The sequence below is a fragment of the Kitasatospora sp. NEAU-CNBT7 genome (assembly GCF_057220535.1).
The window spans coordinates 372,257-396,552 of record NZ_JBXQQB010000004.1 but is presented as its reverse complement, the minus strand read 5'-3'; the positions used below and the strand labels follow the sequence as shown (position 1 = coordinate 396,552).

19 protein-coding genes are annotated in these 24,296 nt (G+C 74.7%); 16 read left to right on the top strand and 3 right to left on the bottom strand.

Annotation, left to right across the window (positions count from 1 at the left end):
- Positions 1 to 36: 36 nt before the first annotated feature.
- Together AC2TEW_RS08375 and AC2TEW_RS08370 are read left to right on the top strand one after the other, a co-directional pair.
- Entirely contained in the window at positions 37 to 1,080 is a 1,044-nt protein-coding gene (locus tag AC2TEW_RS08375; RefSeq protein ID WP_484622703.1) for an HAD-IIA family hydrolase, read from the top strand.
- Positions 1,081 to 1,183: 103 nt separating this feature from the next.
- Positions 1,184 to 2,755 (top strand): VWA domain-containing protein, encoded by a 1,572-nt coding sequence (locus AC2TEW_RS08370; protein WP_484622702.1) that lies wholly within the window; start codon positions 1,184 to 1,186, stop codon positions 2,753 to 2,755.
- A gap of 200 nt (positions 2,756 to 2,955) precedes the next feature.
- On the opposite strand, the gene AC2TEW_RS08365 is transcribed toward AC2TEW_RS08370, so the two are convergent.
- On the bottom strand, positions 2,956 to 3,303 hold the full coding sequence (locus AC2TEW_RS08365; RefSeq protein ID WP_484622701.1) for a sterol-binding protein: 348 nt from the start codon (positions 3,301 to 3,303) through the stop codon (positions 2,956 to 2,958).
- 240 nt (positions 3,304 to 3,543) lie between these two features.
- On the opposite strand from AC2TEW_RS08365, the gene AC2TEW_RS08360 reads away from it, so the two are divergent.
- From AC2TEW_RS08360 to AC2TEW_RS08345, 4 genes are all read left to right on the top strand, one after another.
- A complete protein-coding gene (locus tag AC2TEW_RS08360; protein WP_484622700.1) occupies positions 3,544 to 4,524 on the top strand; it encodes a hypothetical protein in 981 nt (326 codons plus the stop codon).
- Positions 4,525 to 4,528: 4 nt separating this feature from the next.
- Positions 4,529 to 4,765, top strand: coding sequence for a hypothetical protein (locus AC2TEW_RS08355; protein ID WP_484622699.1), 237 nt, complete (start codon positions 4,529 to 4,531; stop codon positions 4,763 to 4,765).
- Positions 4,766 to 4,825: 60 nt separating this feature from the next.
- Positions 4,826 to 5,632, top strand: a complete 807-nt coding sequence (locus AC2TEW_RS08350; RefSeq protein ID WP_484622719.1) for a TlyA family RNA methyltransferase — start codon at positions 4,826 to 4,828, stop codon at positions 5,630 to 5,632.
- 93 nt (positions 5,633 to 5,725) lie between these two features.
- Positions 5,726 to 6,628, top strand: coding sequence for an NAD kinase (locus tag AC2TEW_RS08345; protein ID WP_484622698.1), 903 nt, complete (start codon positions 5,726 to 5,728; stop codon positions 6,626 to 6,628).
- 62 nt (positions 6,629 to 6,690) lie between these two features.
- Here the strand turns inward: AC2TEW_RS08345 and yczR are convergent, their stop codons facing one another.
- Positions 6,691 to 8,190, bottom strand: coding sequence for a MocR-like transcription factor YczR (gene yczR, locus AC2TEW_RS08340; protein WP_484622697.1), 1,500 nt, complete (start codon positions 8,188 to 8,190; stop codon positions 6,691 to 6,693).
- Between the two features lie 138 nt (positions 8,191 to 8,328).
- Here yczR and yczE point away from each other — a divergent pair, with 138 nt between their 5' ends.
- The 3 genes from yczE to AC2TEW_RS08325 all read left to right on the top strand — a co-directional run bounded on the left by yczE (position 8,329) and on the right by AC2TEW_RS08325 (position 12,181).
- Entirely contained in the window at positions 8,329 to 8,982 is a 654-nt protein-coding gene (gene yczE, locus AC2TEW_RS08335) for a membrane protein YczE (protein WP_484622696.1), read from the top strand.
- Between the two features lie 75 nt (positions 8,983 to 9,057).
- Entirely contained in the window at positions 9,058 to 10,791 is a 1,734-nt protein-coding gene (recN, locus tag AC2TEW_RS08330; RefSeq protein ID WP_033824868.1) for a DNA repair protein RecN, read from the top strand.
- A gap of 229 nt (positions 10,792 to 11,020) precedes the next feature.
- Positions 11,021 to 12,181 (top strand): glycosyltransferase family 4 protein, encoded by a 1,161-nt coding sequence (locus AC2TEW_RS08325; RefSeq protein WP_033824857.1) that lies wholly within the window; start codon positions 11,021 to 11,023, stop codon positions 12,179 to 12,181.
- 234 nt (positions 12,182 to 12,415) lie between these two features.
- On the opposite strand, the gene AC2TEW_RS08320 is transcribed toward AC2TEW_RS08325, so the two are convergent.
- Positions 12,416 to 14,347, bottom strand: a complete 1,932-nt coding sequence (locus tag AC2TEW_RS08320) for a glycoside hydrolase family 15 protein (RefSeq protein ID WP_484622695.1) — start codon at positions 14,345 to 14,347, stop codon at positions 12,416 to 12,418.
- Between the two features lie 693 nt (positions 14,348 to 15,040).
- Between AC2TEW_RS08320 and pyrG the strand changes: the two genes are divergently transcribed.
- The 7 genes from pyrG to AC2TEW_RS08285 all read left to right on the top strand — a co-directional run bounded on the left by pyrG (position 15,041) and on the right by AC2TEW_RS08285 (position 24,032).
- On the top strand, positions 15,041 to 16,723 hold the full coding sequence (pyrG, locus tag AC2TEW_RS08315) for a CTP synthase (protein ID WP_484622694.1): 1,683 nt from the start codon (positions 15,041 to 15,043) through the stop codon (positions 16,721 to 16,723).
- Between the two features lie 110 nt (positions 16,724 to 16,833).
- A complete protein-coding gene (locus AC2TEW_RS08310; protein ID WP_484622693.1) occupies positions 16,834 to 17,499 on the top strand; it encodes an NUDIX domain-containing protein in 666 nt (221 codons plus the stop codon).
- A 194-nt stretch (positions 17,500 to 17,693) separates the two neighbouring features.
- The gene (locus AC2TEW_RS08305) at positions 17,694 to 19,646 is read left to right on the top strand and encodes a tetratricopeptide repeat protein (RefSeq protein WP_484622692.1); all 1,953 of its coding nucleotides are present in this window, start codon (positions 17,694 to 17,696) and stop codon (positions 19,644 to 19,646) included.
- A gap of 241 nt (positions 19,647 to 19,887) precedes the next feature.
- Positions 19,888 to 21,003, top strand: a complete 1,116-nt coding sequence (gene ald, locus AC2TEW_RS08300) for an alanine dehydrogenase (protein WP_484622691.1) — start codon at positions 19,888 to 19,890, stop codon at positions 21,001 to 21,003.
- A gap of 462 nt (positions 21,004 to 21,465) precedes the next feature.
- On the top strand, positions 21,466 to 22,533 hold the full coding sequence (locus AC2TEW_RS08295; RefSeq protein WP_484622718.1) for a ParA family protein: 1,068 nt from the start codon (positions 21,466 to 21,468) through the stop codon (positions 22,531 to 22,533).
- Complete coding sequence (locus tag AC2TEW_RS08290) at positions 22,530 to 23,036, top strand: hypothetical protein (protein WP_033819956.1); 507 nt, start codon at positions 22,530 to 22,532, stop codon at positions 23,034 to 23,036. The genes AC2TEW_RS08295 and AC2TEW_RS08290 overlap by 4 nt, the downstream gene beginning before the upstream one ends.
- 69 nt (positions 23,037 to 23,105) lie before the next feature.
- The gene (locus AC2TEW_RS08285; RefSeq protein WP_484622690.1) at positions 23,106 to 24,032 is read left to right on the top strand and encodes a segregation and condensation protein A; all 927 of its coding nucleotides are present in this window, start codon (positions 23,106 to 23,108) and stop codon (positions 24,030 to 24,032) included.
- The last annotated feature ends 264 nt before the right edge of the window (positions 24,033 to 24,296 follow it).

The following is a 24,296-nucleotide window of genomic DNA, read 5'->3' as shown; positions in this document are numbered from 1 at the left end:
CCCGTACGGAACCGAACTCGAGCTGGGAGAGCACGCATGACCGGTACGGCTGTCGGCACCGCGCGGACCGCACCGGGCGGCAGTGACCGCCCGCTGACCGAGGCGTACGACGTCGCGCTGCTCGATCTGGACGGCGTGGTCTACGCGGGGCCGCACGCGATCGAGCACGCGGTGGACTCGCTGGCGGCCGCCCGGGAGTCCGGGATGCGGCTGGCGTACGTCACCAACAACGCCTCCCGGCCGCCGCGGGTGGTCGCCGAGCACCTGACCGAGCTGGGAGCGCCGGCGGAGGCCGGGGACGTGATCAACTCCGCCCAGGCGGCCGCCCGGCTGATCGCGGACAAGGTGCCGGCCGGGTCCAAGGTGCTGGTGGTGGGCGGTGCCGGGCTGGTCGAGGCGCTGGCCGAGCACGGGCTGGTGGCGGTCGGCTCGCTCGACGAGCAGCCGCTCGCGGTGGTGCAGGGCTACGACCCGTCGGTGGGCTGGCAGCAGCTGGCCGAGGCCTCGTACGCGGTGGCGGCGGGGCTGCCCTGGGTGGCGTCCAACACCGACCTGACGGTGCCGACCGCGCGCGGTATCGCGCCCGGCAACGGCACCCTGGTGGCCGCCGTCCGGACCGCCACCGGGGTGGAGCCGGAGGTCGCGGGCAAGCCGCTGCCGCCGATGCACCGGGAGACGGTGCTGCGGACCGGCGCCAAGCGTCCGCTGGTGGTCGGTGACCGGCTGGACACCGACATCGAGGGCGCCTACAACGGCGGGGTGGACAGCCTGCTGGTGTTCACCGGTGTCACCACCCCCGCCCAGCTGCTCGCGGCCGAGCCGAAGTACCGGCCCACCTATCTGGCGGCCGACCTGCGGGGCCTGCTGACCGCGCACCCGGCCGTGGCGGGGCAGGCCGACGGGAGCCACAGCTGCGGCGGCTGGACCGCCCGTGCGCAGGACGGCGCGCTGCTGCTGACGGGCTCCGGGGAGGACCGGTACGACGGTCTGCGGGCGCTGTGCGGTGCGGCCTGGGCGGCGCTGGACCGCGACGGTGCGCCTGCGGACGGCCGGAAGGCACTGGCCGAGCTGGGCTTCTGAGGCCGGGGCCGTCCGGCCGTCCGGCCGCGGTCCTCGTCGTTCCCGCTCGTTGACGGCCGATCATCGGTTCTGCCAGGTTGGAGCGGACCAACGAGGGGGAGCCATGCCGCACACCGTACTGACCAAGGGTGGAAACGCCCCGCTGCCCGGGACGACGGTGACGGTGACGGTCGGCGCGACCGGTGTGCCGGTGGACGTCTCGGCGCTGCTGGTGAGCGCGGCCGGGAAGGTCCGGGACGACCTGGACCTGGTGTTCTTCAACAATCCGTCCCGGGACGGGGTGTCCGTGGCCGGGCAGGTCGTCACGGTCGAGCCGGGCGCCGTGCCGGCCGGGGTCGAGTCGGTGGTCGTGGTGGCGAGCGTGGACGTCGACCGGCCGGGCGTGGTGTTCGACGCCGCCGGGACGCCGCGGGTGACGCTGGCCGGCGCCGGGACGGCGGTGGAGTTCGTGCCCCCGGCGCTGACCGGCGGGGAGACCATCGTCGTCCTGGTCGAGCTGTACCGGCGCGGTGGCGGCTGGAAGGTCCGGGCGGTCGGCCAGGGCTACGCCGGTGGTCTGGCGGCGCTGGCCACCGACTTCGGGGTGGACGTCGGCGAGCCGCCCGCGGCGGCTCCGCAGCCCGTTCAGCAGCCCGTTCAGCAGCAGGCGCCTCAGCAGGCGCCTCAGCAGGCGTCTCAGCAGGTTCCGCCGGTGGCGCCTGCGGCCGCCGTGCCGCCGCCCGGGTACGGGCAGCAGCCGCCCGCCTACCCGCCGCCCGGGCAGCCGGCACCGGGACAGCCCGTACCCGGGTACCCGCCGCCGGGGTACGCGGGTCAGGGGTACGCGCAGCCGGGGTACGCCGCACCGCCCGGGTACGGGCAGCCTGGGGCGTACGGGCAGCAGCAGCCGCCCGCGTATGGGCAACCGCCCGTGTACGGCCAGCCCCCCGCGTACGGGCAGCCGCCCGTGCAGCCGCCGGTGCCGGCCGGGCCGACGCCCGCGATCAGCCTGGAGAAGGTGCGCTCGACCGCCCCCGCCCTGCTGCAGAAGTACCAGTCGGCCGGCGTCTCGCTGGCCAAGCGCGGGATGGCGGGGTACCGGATCGCGGTGTACCTGGTGCTCGACTACTCGATGAGCATGCGGGGCTACTACGAGGACGGCAGCGTGCAGCACCTCGCCGAGCAGGTGCTGAGCCTGGCGGCGCACCTGGACGACGACGGCAGTGTGCCGCTGGTGCTGTTCTCCAACAAGGTCGAGCTGGTCACCGACATCCAGCTGGCGGGCCACCACGGGCGGATCGACGAGGCCCGCCGCTCGGTCCGGATGGGCGGGACCAGCTACGCGCCGGCGATGCAGGCGGTGATCGACCTCCACCAGCGCCGCGGCGGCGGTGTCCCGGCGCTGGCGATCTTCCAGACGGACGGGGACCCGTACGACCGGAAGGCCACCCAGAAGCTGATGCAGTCGGCCTCCTCGCTGCCGCTGTTCTGGCAGTTCGTCGGTTTCGGCGAGCGCGAGGACCTGACCTTCCTGGCAGGCCTGGACGACCTGAGGGACCGGGTCATCGACAACGCCGACTTCGTCGCCGTCGGCCCGCAGCCCCGGGCCTGGCACGACGAGGCGCTGTACGACGCGCTGATGGCGGAGTTCCCGCGCTGGCTGGCGGAGGCGCGGGCCCGCGGCATCGTCCGCTAGGACTCGCCCCCGCCGCCCCCGCAGGACGCGCGAGGTCCCCGCCGCAACCGGCGGAGCGTTCGAGCACGGCCCGGTACGAGGACGCTTCGCCGGACCGTCCGGGCGGGCGCCCACCGCCGCGCGCCGAGCCGCCGCGGAGGGTGGGCCGACCCTGGCGCCCGGACGCCGGTACGCCGGTCGGGGCCGGGGGCCGGTCGGGGTCAGAGCAGGGTGCGCAGGCGCAGCAGGTCGCGGAATCCGGCTTCGAGCTTGACCCGGCCGGAGGCCCAGGCGGAGGCGAACGGGAGCCGTCCCCCGACCATCGCCACCAGGTCGTCGCCGGACATCGTCAGCCGGATCTCGGCCTTGTCGGCGGGGGCGCCGGGAGCGCTGGTGATGTCCTGGATCCGGCCGTCCCGCAGGCGGCCGGAGAACGTCAGGTCGAGGTCGGTGATCCAGCAGCTCAGCGAGCGGTCGAGTTCGGCGGCCTTGCGGACGCCGCCCTCGGCGCGGGACATGTTCCGGCTGAGCTGCTCCAGGGCCTCGCGGCACTCCTCGATGCTGGCCATGGTGGTGGGCTGCTCCCTCGGCTGGTGATCGGGCTGGTGGTCCGGCTGGTGATCGGCGGCGTTCCACGCTATCGCAGCGGCCGGTCGGCCGATCGGCCCCGCAGCCGGGACGAACGTGCAGCGGGCCGGGGGTACGACGGGGTAGCGTCGGTGGAGGCGGCGGGCCTCCGAGGGCCCGACGGGCCTCGGGCCGGGCCGCCGCGGAGCTGGGCGCCACCGGGCGCCGGAGGAGGCGGGCGGATGCTGCGGGATGCGGTGCGGGGCGCGGTGGCGGTGGCCACGGTGCTGGCCGAGGAGACCGGCAAGCGGGTGCTGACCACGGCGACCGGCCTGCTGGGGCGGGGTGGTGTCGATGTGTCGGCGGTGGAGCGTCTGATCGCCGAGCAGTTCCCGCCGTCCGGGCGGTCCCTGCAGACCCTCGCCGGGGAGGCGGTGACGGCCGGCCGGGCCGGCGTCGACCTGGCCGTCGGCGTGGCCCGCGGCGAGGTGGAGCGGGTCTTCGAGCGGGTCGGCGACCAGGTGATGAAGGTCGGCGTGGTGCTGAGCTTCCTGGAGAGCCAGCTCCGTGAGGGCAAGGACGAGGAGGCGGCTGAGGGACCGGAGGGCCGTGCTGCCGGGCCGGACGGGTCGCCGTCGCCCAGGCCGGCCGCGCGCGCCGAGGGGCTGTTCGGGGCGGGCTGGGACGACGAGGAGTGGACCGCTCCGGCCGAGCCGGTGCCGGCGGACGCCTGGGCGGTGCCGGACGACGGGCCGCAGGACGGTCCCGAGCCGGTCGCGGGTGAGGTGTGGGCCGAGCCGGACCCGGAGGCCCCGCGGCCGGCGCCCGCGGACGGCGCGGCCGGTGCCCCGGCCGGGCGGAAGCCGTCCGCCGAGGGGACGCCCGCGAAGGCCGGCCCCGCGAAGGCCGCCAAGAAGGCGGTGGCGAAGGACGTCGCGGCGAAGAAGGCCCCGGCGAAGAAGGCACCGGCGAAGAAGGCACCGGCCGCCGCCGGGAAGGGCGAGCCGGCGAAGCGGGGCGCGGCGAAGCAGCCGGGTGCGCCGAAGCCGCCCGGTGCGGCGAAGAAGACGGGTGCGGCGAAGAAGACGGTGACCCGCAAGGCGACGGCTGCGGCGGGTGGCGCCGAGCCGAGGGCGCAGGCCGCCCGGAAGGCCGGGGCGAAGAAGACCGTGGTCCGCCGGGCGGTGTCCAAGCCCGAGCCGGGGCAGGGCTCCGATGGCTGAGCCGATGGCTGAGCAGGTGGTCGAGCAGGTGGCTGAGCAGGTGGTGGCGCAGCAGGCCGTGCCGGGGCCGGTGCGGGTCGAGGTGCCGGTGGGTCCGACCGGGCATCCGGCGGTGGACGAGGCGCTCGGCCGGCTGGAGGCGCTGGACGGGGTGGGGACCGAGGCACACGTCGCGGTGTACGAAGATGTTCACCAGCGGCTGACGGACACCTTGGCCGCCCTCGACCGCGAGCAGCGGTGAGCCGGACGCGCGGCGATGAGCAGCACGTGAGCAGCAGTAGGAGCTGAAGCACCAGTGGCAGTGGCACGACGCCGACTCGACGCGGAGCTGGTCCGCCGCAAGCTGGCCCGTTCGCGGGAGCACGCGAGTGAGCTGATCGCGGCCGGGCGGGTGACGGTCGGCGGTACCACGGCGACCAAGCCGGCCACCCAGGTGGAGACCGGGGCCGCGGTCGTGGTGGCCAAGGACGACGCCGACCCCGACTACGTCTCGCGCGGCGGGCACAAGCTGGCCGGTGCGTTCGCGGCCTTCGTGCCGCAGGGGCTGGTGGTCGAGGGCCGCCGGGCGCTGGACGCCGGTGCCTCGACGGGCGGGTTCACCGATGTGCTGCTGCGGGCGGGTGCGGCGCACGTGCTGGCGGTGGACGTGGGCTACGGGCAGCTGGCGTGGTCGCTGCAGAGCGATGAGCGGGTCACCGTGATGGACCGCACCAATGTGCGGGAGCTGGGTGTCGAGCTGATCGGCGGTGAGCCGGTGGACCTGGTGGTGGGCGATCTGTCGTTCATCTCGCTGGGGCTGGTGCTGCCGGCGCTGGCGTCCTGCTGCGCGCCGGACGCGGACCTGGTGCTGATGGTGAAGCCGCAGTTCGAGATCGGCAAGGAGCGCCTCGGCAGCGGCGGGGTGGTGCGCAGTCCGGAGCTGCGGGCCGAGATGATCCGTCAGGTGGCGGGCCACGCCTGGGAGTCGGGGCTCGGGGTGCGGGCGGTGACGGCCAGCCCGCTGCCGGGTCCGTCGGGTAACGTCGAGTACTTCCTGTGGCTTCGCAGGGGCGCGCCGCAGCTGGATCCGGCCGCCGCGGACCGGGCCGTCGCGGAGGGCCCCCGGTAGGGTGCTCGGCAGACGTCCGTACGTTGCGCGGCGCCGTGCGGCCGGAACCGGGTCAAGGGCGAGCCGGGCTGACGTGAGGGAGAGGGCAGCGACATGAGTGGCGGACGTACGGTCTTCCTGATCGCGCACACCGGGCGGGAGGCCGCTCTGCGCAGTGTCGAGGGGCTGGTCCACGGGCTGCTGAAGGCCGGGATCAGAATCCGGCTGCTCGCCTCGGAGGCGGTCGACCTCGATCTTCCGGAGGGCGTCGAGCGGGTGACCGGGGGGTTGGGGGCCGCGGCGGGCTGCGAGCTGATCCTGGTGGCGGGCGGTGACGGCACGCTGCTGCGCGGGGCCGAGCTGGCCCGGGAGTCGGGGCTGCCGATGCTGGGCATCAACCTGGGCCGGGTGGGGTTCCTCGCGGAGGCCGAGCGGGACGACCTGGCGGTGGTGGTCGACCGGGTGGTGGACGCCGACTACGAGGTCGAGGAGCGGATGACCATCGATGTCCTGGTGCGGACCAACGGCGATGTGGTGCACGAGGACTGGGCGCTGAACGAGGCGTCGATCGAGAAGGCGGCGCGGGAGCGGATGCTGGAGGTGGTCACCGAGGTGGACGGCCGTCCGGTGTCCAACTTCGGCTGTGACGGGGTGGTGTGTGCGACGCCGACCGGGTCGACGGCGTACGCGTTCTCGGGGGGCGGGCCGGTGGTGTGGCCGGAGGTGGAGGCGCTGCTGATGGTGCCGATCAGCGCCCATGCGCTGTTCGCGCGGCCGCTGGTGACCTCGCCCGACTCGGTGCTGGCGGTGGAGGTGCAGCCGAAGACCCCGCACGGGGTGCTGTGGTGCGACGGCCGCCGTTCGGTGGAGCTGCCGGCGGGGGCCCGGGTGGAGGTCCGCAAGGGGCGGATCCCGGTCCGGCTGGCGCGGCTGCACCGGGCGCCGTTCACCAACCGGCTGGTCGCCAAGTTCGCTCTGCCGGTGACGGGTTGGCGGGGGCGCGCGCAGACCCCGTGAGTGCGGGGGCGGCCTGACGGTGTGTCGGCCCGCTTGGTGCGGCGGCGTGGGTGCGGACCGGCTCAGGCGGCCGACGGGGTGCTCTCGCCGCCGCCGAGTCCGCCGCGGGCCGCCCGGTCCGCCGCTTCGGCGAGCCGGTCGACGGCCTCGGGTGCGGCGGCGGGCGGGACGGTGAGCGGGATCCGCAGGTAGTTCTCGAAGGCGCCGTCCACGCCGAACCGCGCCCCGGCGGCGAGCCGGACACCGGTCTGCTCGCCGGCCCGGGCGAGGGCGCTGCCGGACACCCCGTCGGTGGCCAGCCACAGGGCGAGGCCGCCTGGGGGCATCGCGAACCGCCAGCCGGGCAGCCGCCGGCGCAGCTCGGCGGCGAGCGCCTCGGCGCTGCCGCGCAGCCGCCGGTGCTGGTGGGCGCGGACCGCGGCGAGCGGCTCGCCGAGCAGTTCGGCGGCGATCAGCTGGTCGAGCACCGGGGTGCCGATGTCGCTGAACGCCCGCTCGGTGGCCAGCTGCCGTACCAGCGCGGGGGCGGCGCGCAGCCAGCCGATCCGCAGCCCGCCCCAGAGCAGTTTCCCGGCGGAGCCGACGGTCACCACCTGGGCCGAGCGGTCGAGTGCGGCGAGCGGCCGGGGGAGTTCGGACTGCGGTGTGCCCCAGCCGAGTTCGGCGGGTGTCTCGTCGACCAGCAGGACGGTGCCGGCGGCCCGGGCGTGGCCGAGCAGGGCGCGTCGCTGCTCCTCGTCGACGAGTGCGCCGGTGGGGTTGTGGAAGTCGGGGATGACGTACGCGATCCGGGGTGCGGCGCCGCGCAGGACGCGCTGCCACTCGTCGAGGTCCCAGCTGGCGGGGGAGTCGGGGCCGTCGGGCCGGGCGAAGGCGACCGGTACCAGGCGGGCGCCGCCCCGGCGCAGGGACTGCAGGCTGTGCGCGTAGCTGGGGGCGTCGACCGCGGCGCGGTCGCCGCGGGTGAGCAGGGCGCGCTGGGCGAGGTGGAGGGCGCCCATCGCGCCGGTGGTGATCAGGATCTGGTCGGGAACGGTCGGCAGGCCGCGTTCGGTGAAGCGGCGGGCGACGGCCTCACGCAGGACCGGGACGCCGGTGGGGTAGTGGCCGTGGCCGGCGGCGTAGGCGGGCAGCTGGTCGAGGGCGCGGGCGGCGGCCTCGCCGAGGAAGGGCTGCGGTGCGGGCAGCGCGGCGACGCCCAGGTCGACCACGGTGCCGCGCTGGTCGGGCTGGACGGGGTGGAGGGCGTCGACGGGCGGCCGGGCGCCTTCGGGCAGGGCGGTCCAGCTGCCGGCGCCGCGTCGGCTGCGCAGGTAGCCCTCGGCGCGCAGGGTCTCGTAGGCGGTCGCGACGGTGGTCCGGCTGAGGGCGAGCTCGGCGGCCAGTTCGCGTTCGGCGGGCAGCCGGGCGCCGACCGGCAGCCGGCCCTCGGTGACCAGGGTGCGGACCTGGCCGGCCAGGGTCCGGTAGGCGGGGCGGCGGCCGGGCACCTCGGGCAGGGAGGTGGTGCGCAGCAGCCGGGCCAGCGCGGGTGGGGTGACGGTGCTGTGCCACTGGGTCATCGGGGTCACCGGTCCACTTGCTTCGAATTGGACCTGTTGCCGGTCAGATTGGACTTCCATCATGGGTCCAGTCCGAGTTCCGCAGCAAGGGCCGAGCACCGCAGCAGAGGTCCGAGCACCGCAGCAAAGGGAGACCCGATGGCCGTCGCCTTCACCCCCGCCAGATTCGCCGACGCGCTCCCGCGGCGGCTCGTCCAGCTGCTGGCCGGGCTGGTGCTCTACGGGTCGAGCATGGCGCTGATGCTGCGCGCCTCGCTCGGCGGGAACCCCTGGGACGTGCTGCACCAGGGGCTGTCCCGGCACCTGGGGCTGAGCGTGGGGACCTGGGTGACGATCATGGGCGCGCTGGTGCTGCTGCTGTGGATACCGCTGCGGCAGCGGCCCGGTGTCGGCACGGTCGGCAACGTGCTGGTGCTCGGCATGGCGATGGACGTCACCCTCGGCCTGGTCACGCCGCCGGCCGGCTGGGCGGCCCGGATCCTGCTGCTGACCGCCGGTATCGTGCTGAACGGGCTGGCCACCGGCCTGTACATCGGTGCCCGGCTCGGTCCCGGGCCGCGCGACGGCCTGATGACCGGCCTGCACCGGCGCACCGGGCGTTCGCTGCGGCTGATCCGGACCGGGATCGAGCTGGTGGTACTGGTCGCGGGCATCCTGCTCGGCGGCACCTTCGGGGTCGGCACGATCGCGTACGCGCTGGCCATCGGCCCGCTGGCGCAGTTCTTCCTGCGCTGGTGCACGGTCCCGGCCGCGGCGGTGGCGGGAGCGCCCGAAGCCGCCCGGAAGGGATGAACTTGGGCATCGGGGGCCACCGCTCGTCGCGCGGTGTGGGCGGAACCTCGTAAGGTCGTCTCCGTGTTGGACGAGATGCGGATACGAGATCTTGGTGTCATCGACGACGCCGTGGTCGAACTGGCTCCGGGCTTCACCGCCGTGACGGGTGAGACCGGGGCGGGCAAGACCATGGTGGTGACCAGCCTCGGCCTGCTGCTCGGCGGCCGGGCCGACCCGGGGCTGGTGCGGCGCGGCGCCGACCGGGCCGTGGTGGAGGGCCGGATGACCCTGCCCGCCGACTCCCCGGTGCTGGCCCGCGCCCTGGAGGCCGGCGCCGAACTGGACGAGGGCGAACTGCTGGTCAGCCGGACCGTCTCCGCCGAGGGCCGCTCCCGCGCCCACGTCGGCGGCCGGTCGGTGCCGGTCGGCCTGCTCGCCGAGCTCGGCGAGGACCTGGTCGCCGTGCACGGCCAGACCGACCAGCAGCGGCTGCTGCGCCCCTCCCGGCAGCGCGGCGCGCTCGACCGGTACGCGGGCGAGCACGTCGCCGAGCCGCTGGCCCGCTACCGCGAGGTCTACCGGCGGCTGCGCGAGGTCTCCGCGACCCTGGAGGAGCTGACCACCCGGGCCCGCGAGCGCGCCCAGGAGGCGGACCTGCTGCGCTTCGGCCTGGACGAGATCGCCGCCGCGGAGCCGCAGGCCGGCGAGGACGCCGAGCTGGCCGCCGAGTCCGAGCGGCTCGGCCACGCCGACGCGCTCTCCTCCGCGGCGACCCTCGCGCACGCCGCCCTGGCGGGCGACCCCTCCGACCCGGAGGGGGTGGACGCGGGCACCCTGGTCGCCCAGGCCCGGCGGGCCGTCGACGCGGTCCGCCACCACGACGAGCGCCTCGCCTCCCTCGCCGACCGGCTGAACGAGGCCGGCTACCTGCTCGCCGACGTGGCGGGCGACCTCGCCGGGTACGCGGACGACCTGGACGCCGACCCGGTCCGGCTGGCCGCGGTGGAGGACCGCCGGGCGGTCCTCGCCCAGCTGCTGCGCAAGTACGCGGGCCCCGAGGGCAGCCTCGCCGAGGTGCTGGAGTGGGCCGAGGCCGGTGCGGTGCGGCTGCTGGAGCTGGACGGCGACGACGAGCGGATCGACCAGCTCGGTGCGCAGGAGACCTCGCTGCGGGCCGAGTTGGGCGAGCTGGCGGCGGAGGTCTCGGCCGCCCGGCACGCCGCGGCCGACAAGTTCGCCGCGGCGGTCTCCGCCGAACTCGCCGAACTGGCCATGCCGCACGCCCGGGTGACCTTCGCGATCAGCCAGGTCGACGACCTGTCCGGGATCGAGGTCGGCGGCCGGACCGTCGCCTACGGCTCGCACGGCGTCGACGAGGTGGAGGTGCTGCTGGCCCCGCACCCCGGTGCGCAGCCCCGGCCGATCGCCAAGGGCGCGTCCGGCGGTGAGCTGTCCCGGGTGATGCTGGCCGTCGAGGTGGTCTTCGCCGGGGCGGACCCGGTGCCGACCTACCTGTTCGACGAGGTCGATGCGGGTGTCGGCGGGAAGGCCGCCGTCGAGATCGGCCGCCGGCTCGCCAAACTGGCGCGCAGCGCGCAGGTCGTGGTGGTCACCCACCTCCCGCAGGTCGCCGCGTTCGCCGACCGGCACCTGGTGGTGGAGAAGACCAACGACGGCACGGTGACCCGCAGCGGCGTCAAGTCGCTCACCGACGAGGAGCGGGTGCGCGAACTGTCGCGGATGCTGGCCGGTCTGGAGGACTCCGAGCTGGGCCGCGCCCACGCCGAGGAGCTGCTGGCCGCCGCCCGCGCCCCGCGCACCGGCTGACGTACCGAAGCACCCCCGGCCCCGGTCACACCCCCGACCGCGGGCCGGGCCCCTTGGGCCGCCGGGCCCGTCGCCCATCCGCGACGCGCCCGCAGGTCCGGCCGACTGTCCAAGAACCCGCCCGACCTGGCATGGTGGCGGTCGGACATTGGCTTTCCAGTCCCGAGCGCCGATTCGCGGGCCAACCCCGGGCGGCGCGAGTCGAGTGATCGAGCCGGAGCGAGACGACGTGGACCATTCCGCCAGCCGGGGCACCCCAGCCGCCCAGGAATCGGGGCAGCTGCACGTGGTGCTCGTCCTTTCAGCCGGTACCGGGGGCATCGGGGCGCACGTCCGCTCGCTCGCCCAGGGACTGGTCGCCCACGGGGTCGGCGTCACGGTCTGCGGACCGGCCGGCACCGACGAACTCTTCGGCTACACCAAGGCCGGCGCCCGCTTCCACCAGGTCGAGATCACCCCGACCGCGGGCGCCCGCAGCGACGCGGCCGCCATCGGAGAACTGCGGCGCGCCTTCACCGGCGCCGACGTGGTGCACGCCCACGGCATGCGGGCCGGCCTGCTCGCCGACCTGGCGCTGCGCACCGCCGGCCGCTTCCCGGGCCTTCGCCCGCAGACGCCGCTGGTGGTCACCTCGCACCACGCGATGCTCGCCACCGGTATGGAGCGCCGCCTGCAGCGGCTGATGGAGCGCCGGGTGGTGCGCGCCGCCGACCTGGTCCTCGGCGCCTCCTCCGACCTGGTCGCCCGGGCGCGTGAACTCGGCGCCACCGACGCCCGGCTGGGCCCGATCGCGGCCCCGCCGATCCCGCCCGGCGAACTGGACCGCCCCGAGGCCCGGGCCGCCCTGCTCGGCGACCGGGCGGACCGTCCGGTGGTGCTCGCGGTCGGCCGCCTGGTCCCGCAGAAGGCGTTCGGGCTGCTGCTGGACGCGGCCCGTCGGCTCACCTCCCCCGAACCGCTGGTGGTGATCGCGGGCGACGGCCCGGAGGCGCAGCCGCTGCGGGAGCGGATCGCCGCCGAACGGCTGCCGGCCGAACTGCTCGGCTACCGCACCGATGTGCCCGATCTGCTGGCCGCGGCCGACCTGGTGGCGGTCAGCAGCCGGTGGGAGGCGCGGTCGCTGGTGGTGCAGGAGGCGATGCGGGCGGGGGTGCCGGTGGTGTCCACCGCGGTCGGCGGGATTCCCGAACTGGTCGGGGACGCGGCGGTGCTGGTGCCGTACGGCGACCCCGCGGCGCTCGCGCGGGCACTCGACGGGCTGCTCGCCGAGCCCGCCCGCCGCGCCGAACTCGCCGAGGCCGGCCGCCACCAGGCCGCCACCTGGCCCGACGAGGCCGCCACCGTGGCCCAGGTCCTCTCCACCTACGACGAACTCGTCCAGCGCCCCTGAGGCACCCCTCCGGGGGTGCTGTCTTCAGGGGCGCTGGGGGTCCCCTGGCCGGAGGCTGGGGGCGGGACTGCGCGAGGGCGGCAGGTCGCGTGCTGGAGCCGGGTTCCGAGGGCGGGCCTGCAGCGCCGTTGCCGTCCTGTACGTGGGTGCCTCCCGCCCTCGCGCAGTTCCCCGCGCCCCAGCCTCCGGCCGGGGGGACCCCCGGCGCCCCTGCTAGGGTCCCCCGGACGGGGGTTACTGCGGGGGCTGCGGGGAGGCGTAGGCGCCTGCGCAGGCGGTGAGGCGGAGGGCGGTGTCGATCAGGGGGACGTGGCTGAAGGCCTGGGGGAAGTTGCCGACCTGGCGCTTCTGGCGCGGGTCCCACTCCTCGGCCAGCAGCCCGAGATCGTTGCGCAGCGCCAGCAGCTTGTCGAACAGCTCCCGCGCCTCGCCGACCCGGCCGATCATCGCCAGGTCGTCGGCGAGCCAGAACGAGCAGGCCAGGAACGCCCCTTCGTGCCCGGACAGCCCGTCGACGTTGTTGCCCTGGTCGTCGTGGGTGGGGTAGCGCAGGACGAAGCCGTCCTCGGTGGACAGCTCGCGCTGGATGGCCTCGATGGTGCCGATCACCCGCTTGTCGTCCGGCGGCAGGAAGCCGACCTGCGGGATGAGCAGCAGCGAGGCGTCCAGTTCCTGGCCGCCGTAGTACTGGGTGAAGGTGTTGCGTTCGGCGTCGTAGCCCTTCTCGCAGACCTCGCGGTGGATCTCCTCGCGCAGGGCGATCCAGCGCTCCAGCGGGCCCTCGGCGGGGCTCTGCTCGATCAGCTTGATGGTGCGGTCGACGGCGACCCAGGCCATCACCTTGGAGTGGACGAAGTGCCGGCGCGGTCCGCGGACCTCCCAGATGCCCTCGTCGGGCTCGCGCCAGTGCTGCTCCAGGTACGTGATCAGCTTCAGCTGGAGCTGGTGGGCGTGGTCGTTGCGGACCATGCCGGTCATGTGGCCGAGGTGCAGGGCCTCGACGACCTCGCCGTAGACGTCGAGCTGGAGCTGGCCGGCGGCGCCGTTGCCGACCCGGACGGGCTGGGAGTTCTCGTAGCCGGGCAGCCAGTCCAGTTCGGACTCGGTGAGCTCGCGTTCGCCCGCGATGCCGTACATGATCTGCAGGTTCTCGGGGTCGCCGGCCACCGCCCGCAGCAGCCACTCGCGCCAGGCCCGGGCCTCCTCGCGGTAGCCGGTGCGCAGCAGGGAGGACAGGGTGATGGCGGCGTCGCGCAGCCAGGTGTAGCGGTAGTCCCAGTTGCGTTCGCCGCCGAGGTCCTCGGGCAGTGAGGTGGTGGGGGCGGCGACGATGCCGCCGGTGGGGGCGTAGGTGAGGCCCTTGAGGGTGATCAGGGAGCGGACCACGGCCTCCCGGTAGGGGCCCTGGTAGGTGCACTGGGAGACCCAGTCGTGCCAGAACCGCTCGGTGGCGGCGAGGGACTCCTCGGCGTCGGGTGCGGCGGGGGCGGGCAGGTGGGAGGCCTGCCAGGTGAGGGCGAAGGCGATCCGTTCGCCCTCGCCGACGGTGAAGTCGGCGTAGGTGGTCAGGTCGCGGCCGTAGGTCTCGGCGACGCCGTCGAGCCAGACCGAGTCGGGGCCGGCGACGGCGACCGTGCGGTGGCCGCCGTCGGCCTGTTCGACGCGGTGCACCCAGGGCACGATCCGGCCGTAGCTGAACCGCATGCGCACGGCGGAGCGCATCCGGACCCGGCCCTTGAGGCCTTCGACGATGCGGATCATCTGGGGGACGTCGGGGGTGCCGAGCAGGTGCCGGGGCGGCATGAAGTCGATCACCCGGACGCTGCCGCCCTGGGTGTCCCACTCGTTCTCCAGGATCAGCGAGTCGCCGCGGTAGCGGCGCCGGTCGCTGGGCAGCGCGGGGGCGGCGGCGGTGACCGGGGGGACCCGCAGGTCACCGGTGTCGGTGAGGGCGTCGTGCGGGGCGGGCGGGGCCGAGGGGCTGGTCACGGGTTCTGCGGGGCCGATCCGCCAGAAGCCGTGTTCATCGGTGCCGAGCAGGCCCGCGAAGACGGCCGGCGAGTCGAATCTCGGCAGGCAGAGCCAGTCGACCGCGCCGTCCCTGCTGACGAGCGCGGCGGTCTGCATGTCCCCGATGAGTGCGTAGTCCTCGATACGGCCGGCCACGTGGATCTCCAGTTCGCAATTTTGTGCTCGGCGACGACCGACGGCGGAGGGCGGGGTCTGCGGGGCCGGAGTGCTCGGGGCGGCACTGTGAGACCCGTGGGTGTGGAGGGACTCGCGGGGTGACCGCACGGGGTTGTGGTGGGCCCCTGGGGCGAGCGGGAGGAACTGGTACGGGAGGTTCCGGTCGCGCATCGGGGACCGAGAGGTGCCGTCCGGACCCCCTCGCCCTCCGCGTGCTCTGCTGTCGGCGATGCGTCCGTGCAGGATACGTCGAGTGGCCGGGCCGGGGCACGCGCAGCGGCTCCGGTCCGGACGCACTCACACCAATAGATCAACAGTGACGTGCGCCGGGGCCGCGCGAAACCACCCGGTCCGGCCATCCGGAGATGATCCTTCCGGGCCATCCGCACCACCCGCCCGCGCCCCGCGGCGATCCGCCGCCGACGGGCGCCGACGGGCGCGCCGGGCCCCGGCCGAACGCGTCCTGTCCAGGTCGCTGATACCCTGGTATCCCGTGGACTGGTGGGAAAACCACCCCGGATCCGCCGACTCGACGACCCCGCCGGGCCTCCCGGCCGAGCACCTCCTCCCCGTCACCGAGGGAGGGCCGCTCCTCGTCGGGGCGACGGCGGACCGCCCGGGTGAACCGCCCACCGGCGTCACCCTCGACACGCGACCCACGGGAGCCCCCTCTTGGCACAGCCCCATTCCGGCAAGGCGGCCAGCAGCCGCGCCGTGACGACCAAGCACCTCTTCGTCACCGGGGGTGTCGCCTCTTCGCTCGGCAAGGGCCTCACCGCCTCGAGCCTCGGTGCGCTGCTCAAGGCGCGCGGCCTGCGCGTGACCATGCAGAAGCTCGACCCGTACCTGAACGTGGACCCGGGCACCATGAACCCGTTCCAGCACGGCGAGGTGTTCGTCACCGACGACGGCGCCGAGACCGACCTGGACATCGGCCACTACGAGCGGTTCCTGGACACCAACCTGCACGGCTCGGCCAACGTCACCACCGGCCAGGTGTACTCGACGGTGATCGCCAAGGAGCGCCGCGGCGAGTACCTGGGCGACACCGTCCAGGTCATCCCGCACATCACCAACGAGATCAAGTCCCGGATCCGCCGGATGGCGACCGAGGACGTCGACGTGGTGATCACCGAGGTCGGCGGCACGGTCGGCGACATCGAGTCGCTGCCGTTCCTGGAGGCCGTCCGCCAGGTCCGCCACGAGGTCGGCCGGGACAACGTGTTCTTCGTGCACGTCTCCCTGCTGCCGTACATCGGCCCCTCGGGCGAGCTGAAGACCAAGCCGACCCAGCACTCGGTCGCGGCCCTGCGCAACATCGGCATCCAGCCGGACGCCATCGTGCTGCGCGCCGACCGCGAGGTGCCGCAGGCCATCAAGCGCAAGATCTCGCTGATGTGCGACGTGGACGAGGAGGCCGTGGTCGCGGCCATCGACGCCAAGTCGATCTACGACATCCCGAAGGTGCTGCACGGCGAGGGCCTGGACGCCTACGTGGTGCGCCGCCTCGACCTGGCCTTCCGGGACGTGGACTGGACCGTCTGGGACGACCTGCTGCGCCGGGTCCACGAGCCCCAGCACATCGTCAAGGTCGCGCTGGTCGGCAAGTACATCGATCTTCCCGACGCCTACCTGTCGGTCACCGAGGCGCTGCGGGCCGGCGGTTTCGCCAACAACGCCCGGGTCGAGATCAAGTGGGTCACCTCGGACGACTGCCTGACCCCCGAGGGCGCCCAGGAGCAGCTCGGCGACGTGGACGCGGTCTGCATCCCCGGCGGCTTCGGTGACCGCGGGGTGGACGGCAAGGTCGCCGCGATCACCTTCGCCCGGGAGAACCGGATCCCGCTGCTCGGCCTGTGCCTGGGCCTGCAGTGCGTGGTCATCGAGGCGGCCCGCAACCTGGCCGGCCTGCCGGAGGCCAACTCCACCGAGTTCGACGCGGCCGCCAAGTACCCGGTCATCTCCACCATGGCCGAGCAGCTGGCGATCGTGGACGGCAAGGGCGACCTGGGCGGCACCATGCGCCTGGGCCTGTACCCGGCCAAGCTCGCCGAGGGCTCGATCGTGCGCGAGGTCTACGGCGGCGAGCAGTACGTGGACGAGCGCCACCGCCACCGCTACGAGGTCAACAACGCCTACCGCGCCGACCTGGAGAAGACCGGCCTGCAGTTCTCCGGGCTGTCCCCCAAGGGCGACCTGGTCGAGTACGTCGAGTACCCGCGCGAGGTCCACCCGTACCTGGTCGCCACCCAGGCGCACCCGGAGCTGAAGTCGCGTCCGACCCGCCCGCACCCGCTGTTCGCGGGTCTGGTGGCGGCCGCCATCAAGATCAAGACCGGCGCCGAGCAGGCGTAGTCGCCCCCGACGGCGGCCACCCGGGGATCCCCCGAGTGGCCGCCGTCGTGTTGTCCGTCCCCGGCGGCGATGGCATAGATTGTGTCGCACTGACGAAAAGGGGATTCGCGATGACCGACGTGCAGCAGTCCACGACCGAGGTTCAGCAGCAGATCCGGGACCTGGAGGAGCAGTGGCCGGTCCGGGCCACCGAGACCCCGTTCCAGGGCCGGGTCACGGGGGTGCGGACGGACGAGGTGCTGATGCCCGACGGCAGCTACGCCCGCCGCGACTACCAGACGCACCCCGGTTCGGTCTCGGTGCTCGCCCTCGACGACCGGCAGCGGGTGCTGATCCTGCGCCAGTACCGCCACCCGGTGCGCCAGCGCCTGTGGGAGCTGCCGGCCGGCCTGCTGGACGTGCCGGGGGAGAACCCGCTGCACGCCGCCCAGCGCGAGCTCTACGAGGAGGCCCACCTGCGGGCCCGCCGGTGGCGCGTCCTGGTGGACTTCTACACCTCGCCCGGCGGCACCGACGAGGCGCTGCGGCTGTTCCTGGCGACCGACTTGGCCGACGCCGAGGGCGAGCGCTACGCCGCGCACGGCGAGGAGCTGGAGATCGAGACCGCCCGGGTGCCGGTCGAGGAGCTGGTCCGGCTGATCCTGGCCGGCGGACTGCACAACCCGACCCTGATCACCGGCACCCTCGCGCTGTACGCGGCCCTCACCGGCCCGGGCCTGGACTCGCTGCGGCCGGCCGACGTGCCGTGGCCGGCCCGGCCCTTCCCGGCCGCCTGACGCGGCACCCGTCCGGGCCGCCGGCCGCCGCCGTTCGGGTGCGTCCGGTGGCGGATGTTGATCCGCCGGGGTGATTTGCCCGTTGGTACTACCGGGCGGCAGCTCGGCACCGCGGTGCGCGCGAACTACGCTTCGCGGACAGGGTCCCTCGTACCGGGCCCGGTCTGCTGGGCGACTGGTCGGGAGTGGCGCAGGTGGCGAGGAAGACGGCGACGGTGGACGCACCGCCCCCCGGGTCCCAGGTGACCGACATGCTGCCCGCGGGGGCGGAGCCGTTCGTCGGCCGCCGGGGCGAGCTGGCCGCGCTGGCGGCCGCCGCCGCGCGGCCGGTACCGGGCCGCGGCCGGCTGGTGGTGCTGGCGGGCCGGCCCGGATCGGGCCGCACCGCGCTCGCCGTGCGGCACGCCCGCGCCGCGGCCGCCGACTTCCCCGACGGCCTGCTGTTCGCCCGGCTGTCCGCACCCGACGGCAGCCCGGTCGAGCCCGGCCGGGCCGCCCGCCGCCTGCTGGAGCAGCTGGACGCGGTGCCCGAGGGGCTGCTGCCCGCCGACCCCGGGGCCGAGGACCCGGCCTGCGCGGCGCTGCGGGCGGCGCTGGCCGGCCGCCGGCTGCTGATCCTGCTGGACGAGGTCCGGGAGGCCGGGCAGCTGCTGCCGCTGCTCACCGACGAGCCCGGCTGCCTGGTGCTGGCCACCACCGCCGGCCCGCTGACCGGGATCGACGCGATCGATCCGGTCATCCTCGGCGGCCTCGACCAGCCGTCCGCGATCGACCTGCTCGGCCGGCTGATCGGCGGCACCCGGATCAGCTGCGACCCGGTCGGCGCCGCTGACCTCGCCGAGGCCTGCGCCTCGCGCCCGGCGGCCCTGCGGCTGGTCGCCACCCGGCTGCGGGGCGACGCCCGCGCGGCCGTCACCGACGCCGCGGCGGAGCTGGCCCCGCCGGAGCACGACGCCGCCCCGCGGTCCCCGAAGGCGCCCGGCGCGGCCCGGCCCAGGAGCCGCCGCCAGGGGAGCGGCCGCCGCCAGGCCAGGGAGCTGCTCCCGGCCGAGCCGGTGCCGGTGCCGGACACCGACCCGCTGGTGGCGGCGTTCGACCTGGTCTACCGGGGGCTGCCGGCGCCGGCAGCCCGGATGCTGCGGATGCTGACCCTGGCGCCCGGGCAGTCCGCCGACCTGCGGACGGCGTCCGCGCTGGTCGGGTGCCCGGCGCCGGAGGCCGGTACCCAGCTGGAGAAGCTGGCCGGGCAGGAGCTGCTGGAGCGCGAGCCGGACGCGGCGGACGGCACCAAGCGCTACCGGGTGCCCGGCCGGCTGTACCCGAGGCTGGTGGAGCTGCGGGCCGAACGCGACCGCCCGGCCGAGGTGGAGCTGGCCCGGGCCCGGCTGCTGGAGCGGCTGGTCAGGCTGGTCGACTCGGCGCGGCTGCTGCTGGACCGCACGGCCGGCGACAACCCCGACCCGCTGCCCGGCCCGCTGCGGCTGCGCAGCGCCGCCCAGGCGGCCGGCTGGCTGGCCGGCGAGCGGGACCGGCTGCTGGGCGCGGTCCGGGACGCGATCGGCCAGGGCGACCTGGACGGTTCCGCCGGCCGGCTGGTGACCGCGCTGCTGCGCGCGCTGCCGCTGACCGGCGCCGCCGCCCCCGCCGACCTGTACCAGCTGCACGGGCTGGTGCTGCGGGTGGCCGAGCGGCAGGCGGTCCCGCGCCGGGCGGCGGCGGCGCTGCTCAACCTCGGGGACCTGCAGGCGGCCGAGGGCCACTGGGCCAGGGCCGAGGAGCACTACCGGGCGGCCCTGGAGCACGCCCGCACCGCCGGTGACGAGAGCGCCTGCGCCCGGGCCCTGGAGGGCACCGGCGGCTGCCACCGGGCGCTCGGCGACCCGGTCAGGGCCGCCGACTGGTACGGGCGGGCGCTGGCGCTGCGGCAGAGCCTCGGCGACCAGCGGGCCGAGGCCCGGCTGCTGGTGCGCACCGCGGAGGCGCACGCCGCGCAGCGGCGCTTCGACGAGGCGGTGCGCGAGTACCGGGCGGCGGCCGCGGTGCTGCGCAGGCTCGGCGAGGACACCGCCGCGGCGGCCCTGGCGCAGGCCGTGGAGCGGCTGCGGCGGCTGGTCGACGGTGAGGGGTATCTGCTGGTTTCGGAGTAGTGTCGATGAAGGGCGTTTCGCCCCACTTTGACACCTAGATCGTGATGCAAGCCTACGAAACTGCCAACGTCTCCGGCAGATTTATTCAGTTTGGAAGGCTGACGGATCCGCTGGGCTTCATTACACTCGACACCAGTCGCGCAGCGATCCGTGCCCCGGCCTGTCCCGGAGGCTTCCCCGTGCGCGTCACCCGCCGGTCTTCCCCGGCCGGGACCCCCAGGTAAGAGGGACGTGTTTAGCCGTGAAGGTCGGCATCCCCCGCGAGGTCAAGAACCACGAGTACCGCGTGGCCATCACGCCTGCCGGCGTGCATGAGCTGGTCCGCAACGGCCACGAGGTCTACATCGAGGACAACGCCGGCATCGGCTCCTCGATCCCGAACGAGGAGTACGTGGCGGCCGGCGCCACCATCCTCCCCACCGCCGACGAGGTGTGGGCCACCGCCGACCTGCTGCTGAAGGTCAAGGAGCCGATCGCGCAGGAGTACCACCGCCTGCGCAAGGGCCAGACCCTCTTCACCTACCTCCACCTGGCGGCCGACCGGGCCGGCACCGACGCGCTGATCGCCTCCGGCACCACCGCCATCGCGTACGAGACCGTGCAGCTCGCCAACGGCGCCCTGCCGCTGCTCGCCCCGATGTCCGAGGTCGCGGGCCGGCTGGCCCCGCAGGTCGGCTCGTACCACCTGATGCGCCCGGCCGGCGGCCGCGGCACCCTGCCCGGCGGCGTGCCCGGCACCCACCCGGCGAAGGCCGTCGTCATCGGCGGTGGCGTCTCCGGCTGGCACGCGGCCACCATCGCCATCGGCATGGGCTACGAGGTGACCCTGCTCGACCGCGACATCAACAAGCTGCGCGAGGCCGACAAGATCTTCGGCACGAAGATCAAGGCCATCATGTCCAACAGCTTCGAGCTGGAGAAGGCCGTCCTGGAGGCGGACCTGGTGATCGGCGCCGTGCTGATCCCGGGCGCCAAGGCCCCCAAGCTGGTCACCAACGAGCTGGTCTCCCGGATGAAGCCGGGCTCCGTGCTCGTCGACATCGCGATCGACCAGGGCGGCTGCTTCGAGGACTCCCGTGCCACCACGCACGCCGAGCCGACCTTCGAGGTCCACAACTCGGTCTTCTACTGCGTGGCCAACATGCCGGGCGCCGTCCCGAACACCTCCACCTACGCGCTGACCAACGCGACGCTGCCGTACGTCGTCGAGCTGGCCAACCGCGGGTGGAAGGAGGCGCTGCGCCGTGACGCCTCGCTCGCCAAGGGCCTGAACGTGCACGAGGGCCAGATCACCTACGGTGCGGTCGCCGAGGCCTTCGGCCTGGAGTCCGTCGCCCTGGACAGCGTCCTCGCCTGACGCCGCCCCCGTCCGTACGCCCCCGGCCCGCTTCCCTCGGGCCGGGGGCGTTCGGCATGCCCGCGGCCGGGGTGGCCGGGTGGTGACCCCGGGATGTCAATTTATGTGCATCATGTCACCCGCCCTGTGGACCGGGTGTTCTGACCGGCCCTCGGGAAAGGCCCGGGGTCCGCAGAAACGTTAGGGTCACAAGCCCTGCCATCCCTTGACAGATACCTGGTCGGCCGCCGACACATCCGGCCCACTACCGTGGATTGTGTTGCTGCGAACGCCCGAAACGGCCTAGAGTCGCAAACCGTCGGCTAGCTGCCACGCTGACGAATCGACTTAGAGTCCTGGAAACCCAAGGAGGTAAGACGACTTGTGAATGAGTCGACATTTGCTCCCGGGGGTGGTCAGCCAGGACTGGCGGAGCACGCAGCCGGACAGTCGAACGAGGAGCTCACCGCCCGGCAGGCCGCGGTGGGCACGGTGGAGGTCGGCTCGGTGGCGGTCCGCACCTTCGAGGCGCGTCAGCACACCGCCCCCTCCGCCGCCCCCGCCGACCTGGACGCCGAGTTCGCCGCCTACGGGCTGGCCTACAACGAGCTCGGCTACGGCCCGTACGACGACCCGGACGCCGAGTACGAGCCGGACCCCGAGTACGCCGCCACCCTGGCCCCCGACGCCGCCCGCCAGCGCCGCGAGCGGGTCGGCCCGACCGGCCGCCCGCTGCCGTACTTCCCGATCCCGGCGCCGCTGGCCGAGCACGGCCCCGCGCAGATCATCGCGATGTGCAACCAGAAGGGCGGGGTCGGCAAGACCACCTCGACCATCAACCTGGGCGCCGCCCTCGCCGAGTACGGCCGCCGGGTCCTGCTGGTCGACTTCGACCCGCAGGGCGCGCTCTCCGTCGGCCTCGGCGTCAACCCGATGGAACTCGACGTCACGGTCTACAACCTGCTCATGGAGCGGGGTCTGACGGCCGATGAGGTGCTGCTGAAGACCGCCGTCCCCGGCATGGACCTGCTGCCCTCCAACATCGACCTGTCGGCCGCCGAGGTGCAGCTGGTCAGCGAGGTGGCCCGGGAGTCCGCGCTGGCGCGGGCGCTCAAGCCGCTGCTGCCCGACTACGACTACGTCATCATCGACTGCCAGCCCTCGCTGGGCCTGCTGACGGTCAATGCCCTGACGGCCGCTCACAGCGTCATCGTGCCGCTGGAGTGCGAGTTCTTCGCACTGCGCGGGGTCGCGCTGCTCACCGAGACCATCGAGAAGGTCTGCGAGCGGCTCAACCCCGAGCTGCGCCTGGACGGCATCCTGGCCACCATGTACGACTCGCGCACCGTGCACAGCCGCGAGGTGCTGGCGCGCGTGGTCGAGGCCTTCGGCGAGCACGTCTTCCACACCGTCATCGGCCGGACCGTGCGGTTCCCGGAGACCACCGTGGCCGGCGAGCCGATCACCACGTACGCCACCAACTCGGTCGGTGCCGCCGCCTACCGTCAGCTCGCCAGGGAGGTGCTCGACCGGTGCCGCCCCGTCGAGTGAGTCTCCCGGGGGCCGACGAGCTGTTCCGGGCCACCGGGGGGATGGCCCTGTCGCCCTCCCTCAGGTCGGCCGAGGCGTCGGCGGCCCGAGCGGAGACCGCCCGAGCGGCCGAGGCGGCCAGGAAGGCCGATCAGGCCTCCGGGGCGCCCGAGGTACCCGCGGCCCGTCCCGAGCCGCACAGCGGCCCCGCGGACGCCTCCTCGGCGGCCGTACGGCACGCCGGTGGCGAGGAGCAGGCGGCCGAGGCCGCCCGGCGGCCCCGCCAGCGCGGCCGCGGCGCCCGCCGGCCGACCGGCCGGGAGCGGCACGACGAGAAGATCACCGTGTACGTCTCCGCCGAGGAACTGATGGACCTCGAGCACGCCCGCCTGGTGCTGCGCGGCGAGCACGGCCTCGCGGTCGACCGCGGCCGGGTGGTCCGCGAGGCCATCTCGGTGGTGCTGGCCGACCTGGAGCAGCGCGGCGAGGCGAGCATCCTGGTCCGGCGGCTGCGCGGGCGCTGACGCCCGCCGTCCGCGTGTCGCGGGCCCCGGGGCGGGGCGCGGGCGCGGCCCGCGCGAAGATGGACGCCCATGTCCAGCACCGCCCACCACCCGGTCAGCACCGCCCCCGCGCCCGCCGAGGCCGACGGGCGCGGTGGCTTCCAGGTGCGGCTGGACAACTTCGAGGGCCCGTTCGACCTGCTGCTCAGCCTGATCGCCAAGCACCGGCTGGACGTCACCGAGGTGTCGCTGTCCAGGGTCACCGACGAGTTCGTCGCCCACATCCGGGCGATGGGCCCGGACTGGGACCTGGACGCGGCCACCGAGTTCCTGGTGGTCGCGGCCACCCTGCTCGACCTGAAGGCGGCCCGGCTGCTGCCCGCCGCCGAGATCGAGGACGAGGAGGACCTGGCCCTGCTGGAGGCCAGGGACCTGCTGTTCGCCCGGCTCCTGCAGTACCGCGCGTACAAGGAGGCGGCGGCGGTCCTGGCCGCGCGCTGGGCCGCCGAACTGCGGCAGCGGCCCCGGACGGTCGGCCTGGAGCCGCACCACGCCGCACTGCTGCCCGAGGTGGTGCTCACCGTCGGCCCGGCCCGCCTCGCCGAGCTCGCGGCGCGGGCGATGGCGCCCAGGCCGGCGCCGGCCGTGTACGTCGACCACATCCACACCCCGCCGGTCAGCGTCCGCGAGCAGGCCGCGGTGGTGGTCGACCGGCTCACCGCGCTCGGCGAGGCCACCTTCGGCCGCCTGGTCGACGACGCCGGCAACACCCTGGTGGTGGTCGCCCGCTTCCTGGCCCTGCTGGAGCTGTACCGGGAGAAGGTGCTGGACTTCGACCAGCCCGAGGCGCTCGGCGAGCTGCGGGTGCGCTGGATCGCGGAGGGCGACCGGCAGGTGGAGGTCACCGACGAGTTCGACCGCCCGCCCGGGGACCCGGAACAGCGGGACACGGCGCGGGACCCGGAACAGCGGGACCCGGCGCGGGACCCGGCACGGAAGGACGGTGGGCAGCGGTGAGCGGCGAACGGTCCGGGCAGCCCCGGCGGGCGCTCGGCCTGCCCGGCCAGGCACGGCCCGAGGAGTGGCAGGAGTCCGCCCACGAGGCGGAGGAACGCGCCGAGGCGCTCGCCCGCCTCGAGCAGGCGGCCGCGGAGGCCGCCGCGGACCCGTCCGGCGCTGCTGCGGAGGCTGCCCCCGCGGAGGCTGTCCCGGCGGAGGCTGCCCCGGCGTCCCGGCCGGTGGAGGTGCCCGCGCAGGCCGCGGGGCCGGCGGTCGCGGACG

Coding starts and splice junctions, on each gene's coding strand:
- AC2TEW_RS08345 (WP_484622698.1), top strand. CDS start 5,726: ATGAGTGGCGGACGTACGGTCTTCCTGATCGCGCACACCGGGCGGGAG.
- AC2TEW_RS08375 (WP_484622703.1), top strand. CDS start 37: ATGACCGGTACGGCTGTCGGCACCGCGCGGACCGCACCGGGCGGCAGT.
- yczR (WP_484622697.1), bottom strand. CDS start 8,190: ATGACCCAGTGGCACAGCACCGTCACCCCACCCGCGCTGGCCCGGCTG.
- AC2TEW_RS08360 (WP_484622700.1), top strand. CDS start 3,544: ATGCTGCGGGATGCGGTGCGGGGCGCGGTGGCGGTGGCCACGGTGCTG.
- recN (WP_033824868.1), top strand. CDS start 9,058: ATGCGGATACGAGATCTTGGTGTCATCGACGACGCCGTGGTCGAACTG.
- AC2TEW_RS08365 (WP_484622701.1), bottom strand. CDS start 3,303: ATGGCCAGCATCGAGGAGTGCCGCGAGGCCCTGGAGCAGCTCAGCCGG.
- AC2TEW_RS08370 (WP_484622702.1), top strand. CDS start 1,184: ATGCCGCACACCGTACTGACCAAGGGTGGAAACGCCCCGCTGCCCGGG.
- AC2TEW_RS08285 (WP_484622690.1), top strand. CDS start 23,106: ATGTCCAGCACCGCCCACCACCCGGTCAGCACCGCCCCCGCGCCCGCC.
- AC2TEW_RS08310 (WP_484622693.1), top strand. CDS start 16,834: ATGACCGACGTGCAGCAGTCCACGACCGAGGTTCAGCAGCAGATCCGG.
- AC2TEW_RS08355 (WP_484622699.1), top strand. CDS start 4,529: ATGGCTGAGCAGGTGGTCGAGCAGGTGGCTGAGCAGGTGGTGGCGCAG.
- yczE (WP_484622696.1), top strand. CDS start 8,329: ATGGCCGTCGCCTTCACCCCCGCCAGATTCGCCGACGCGCTCCCGCGG.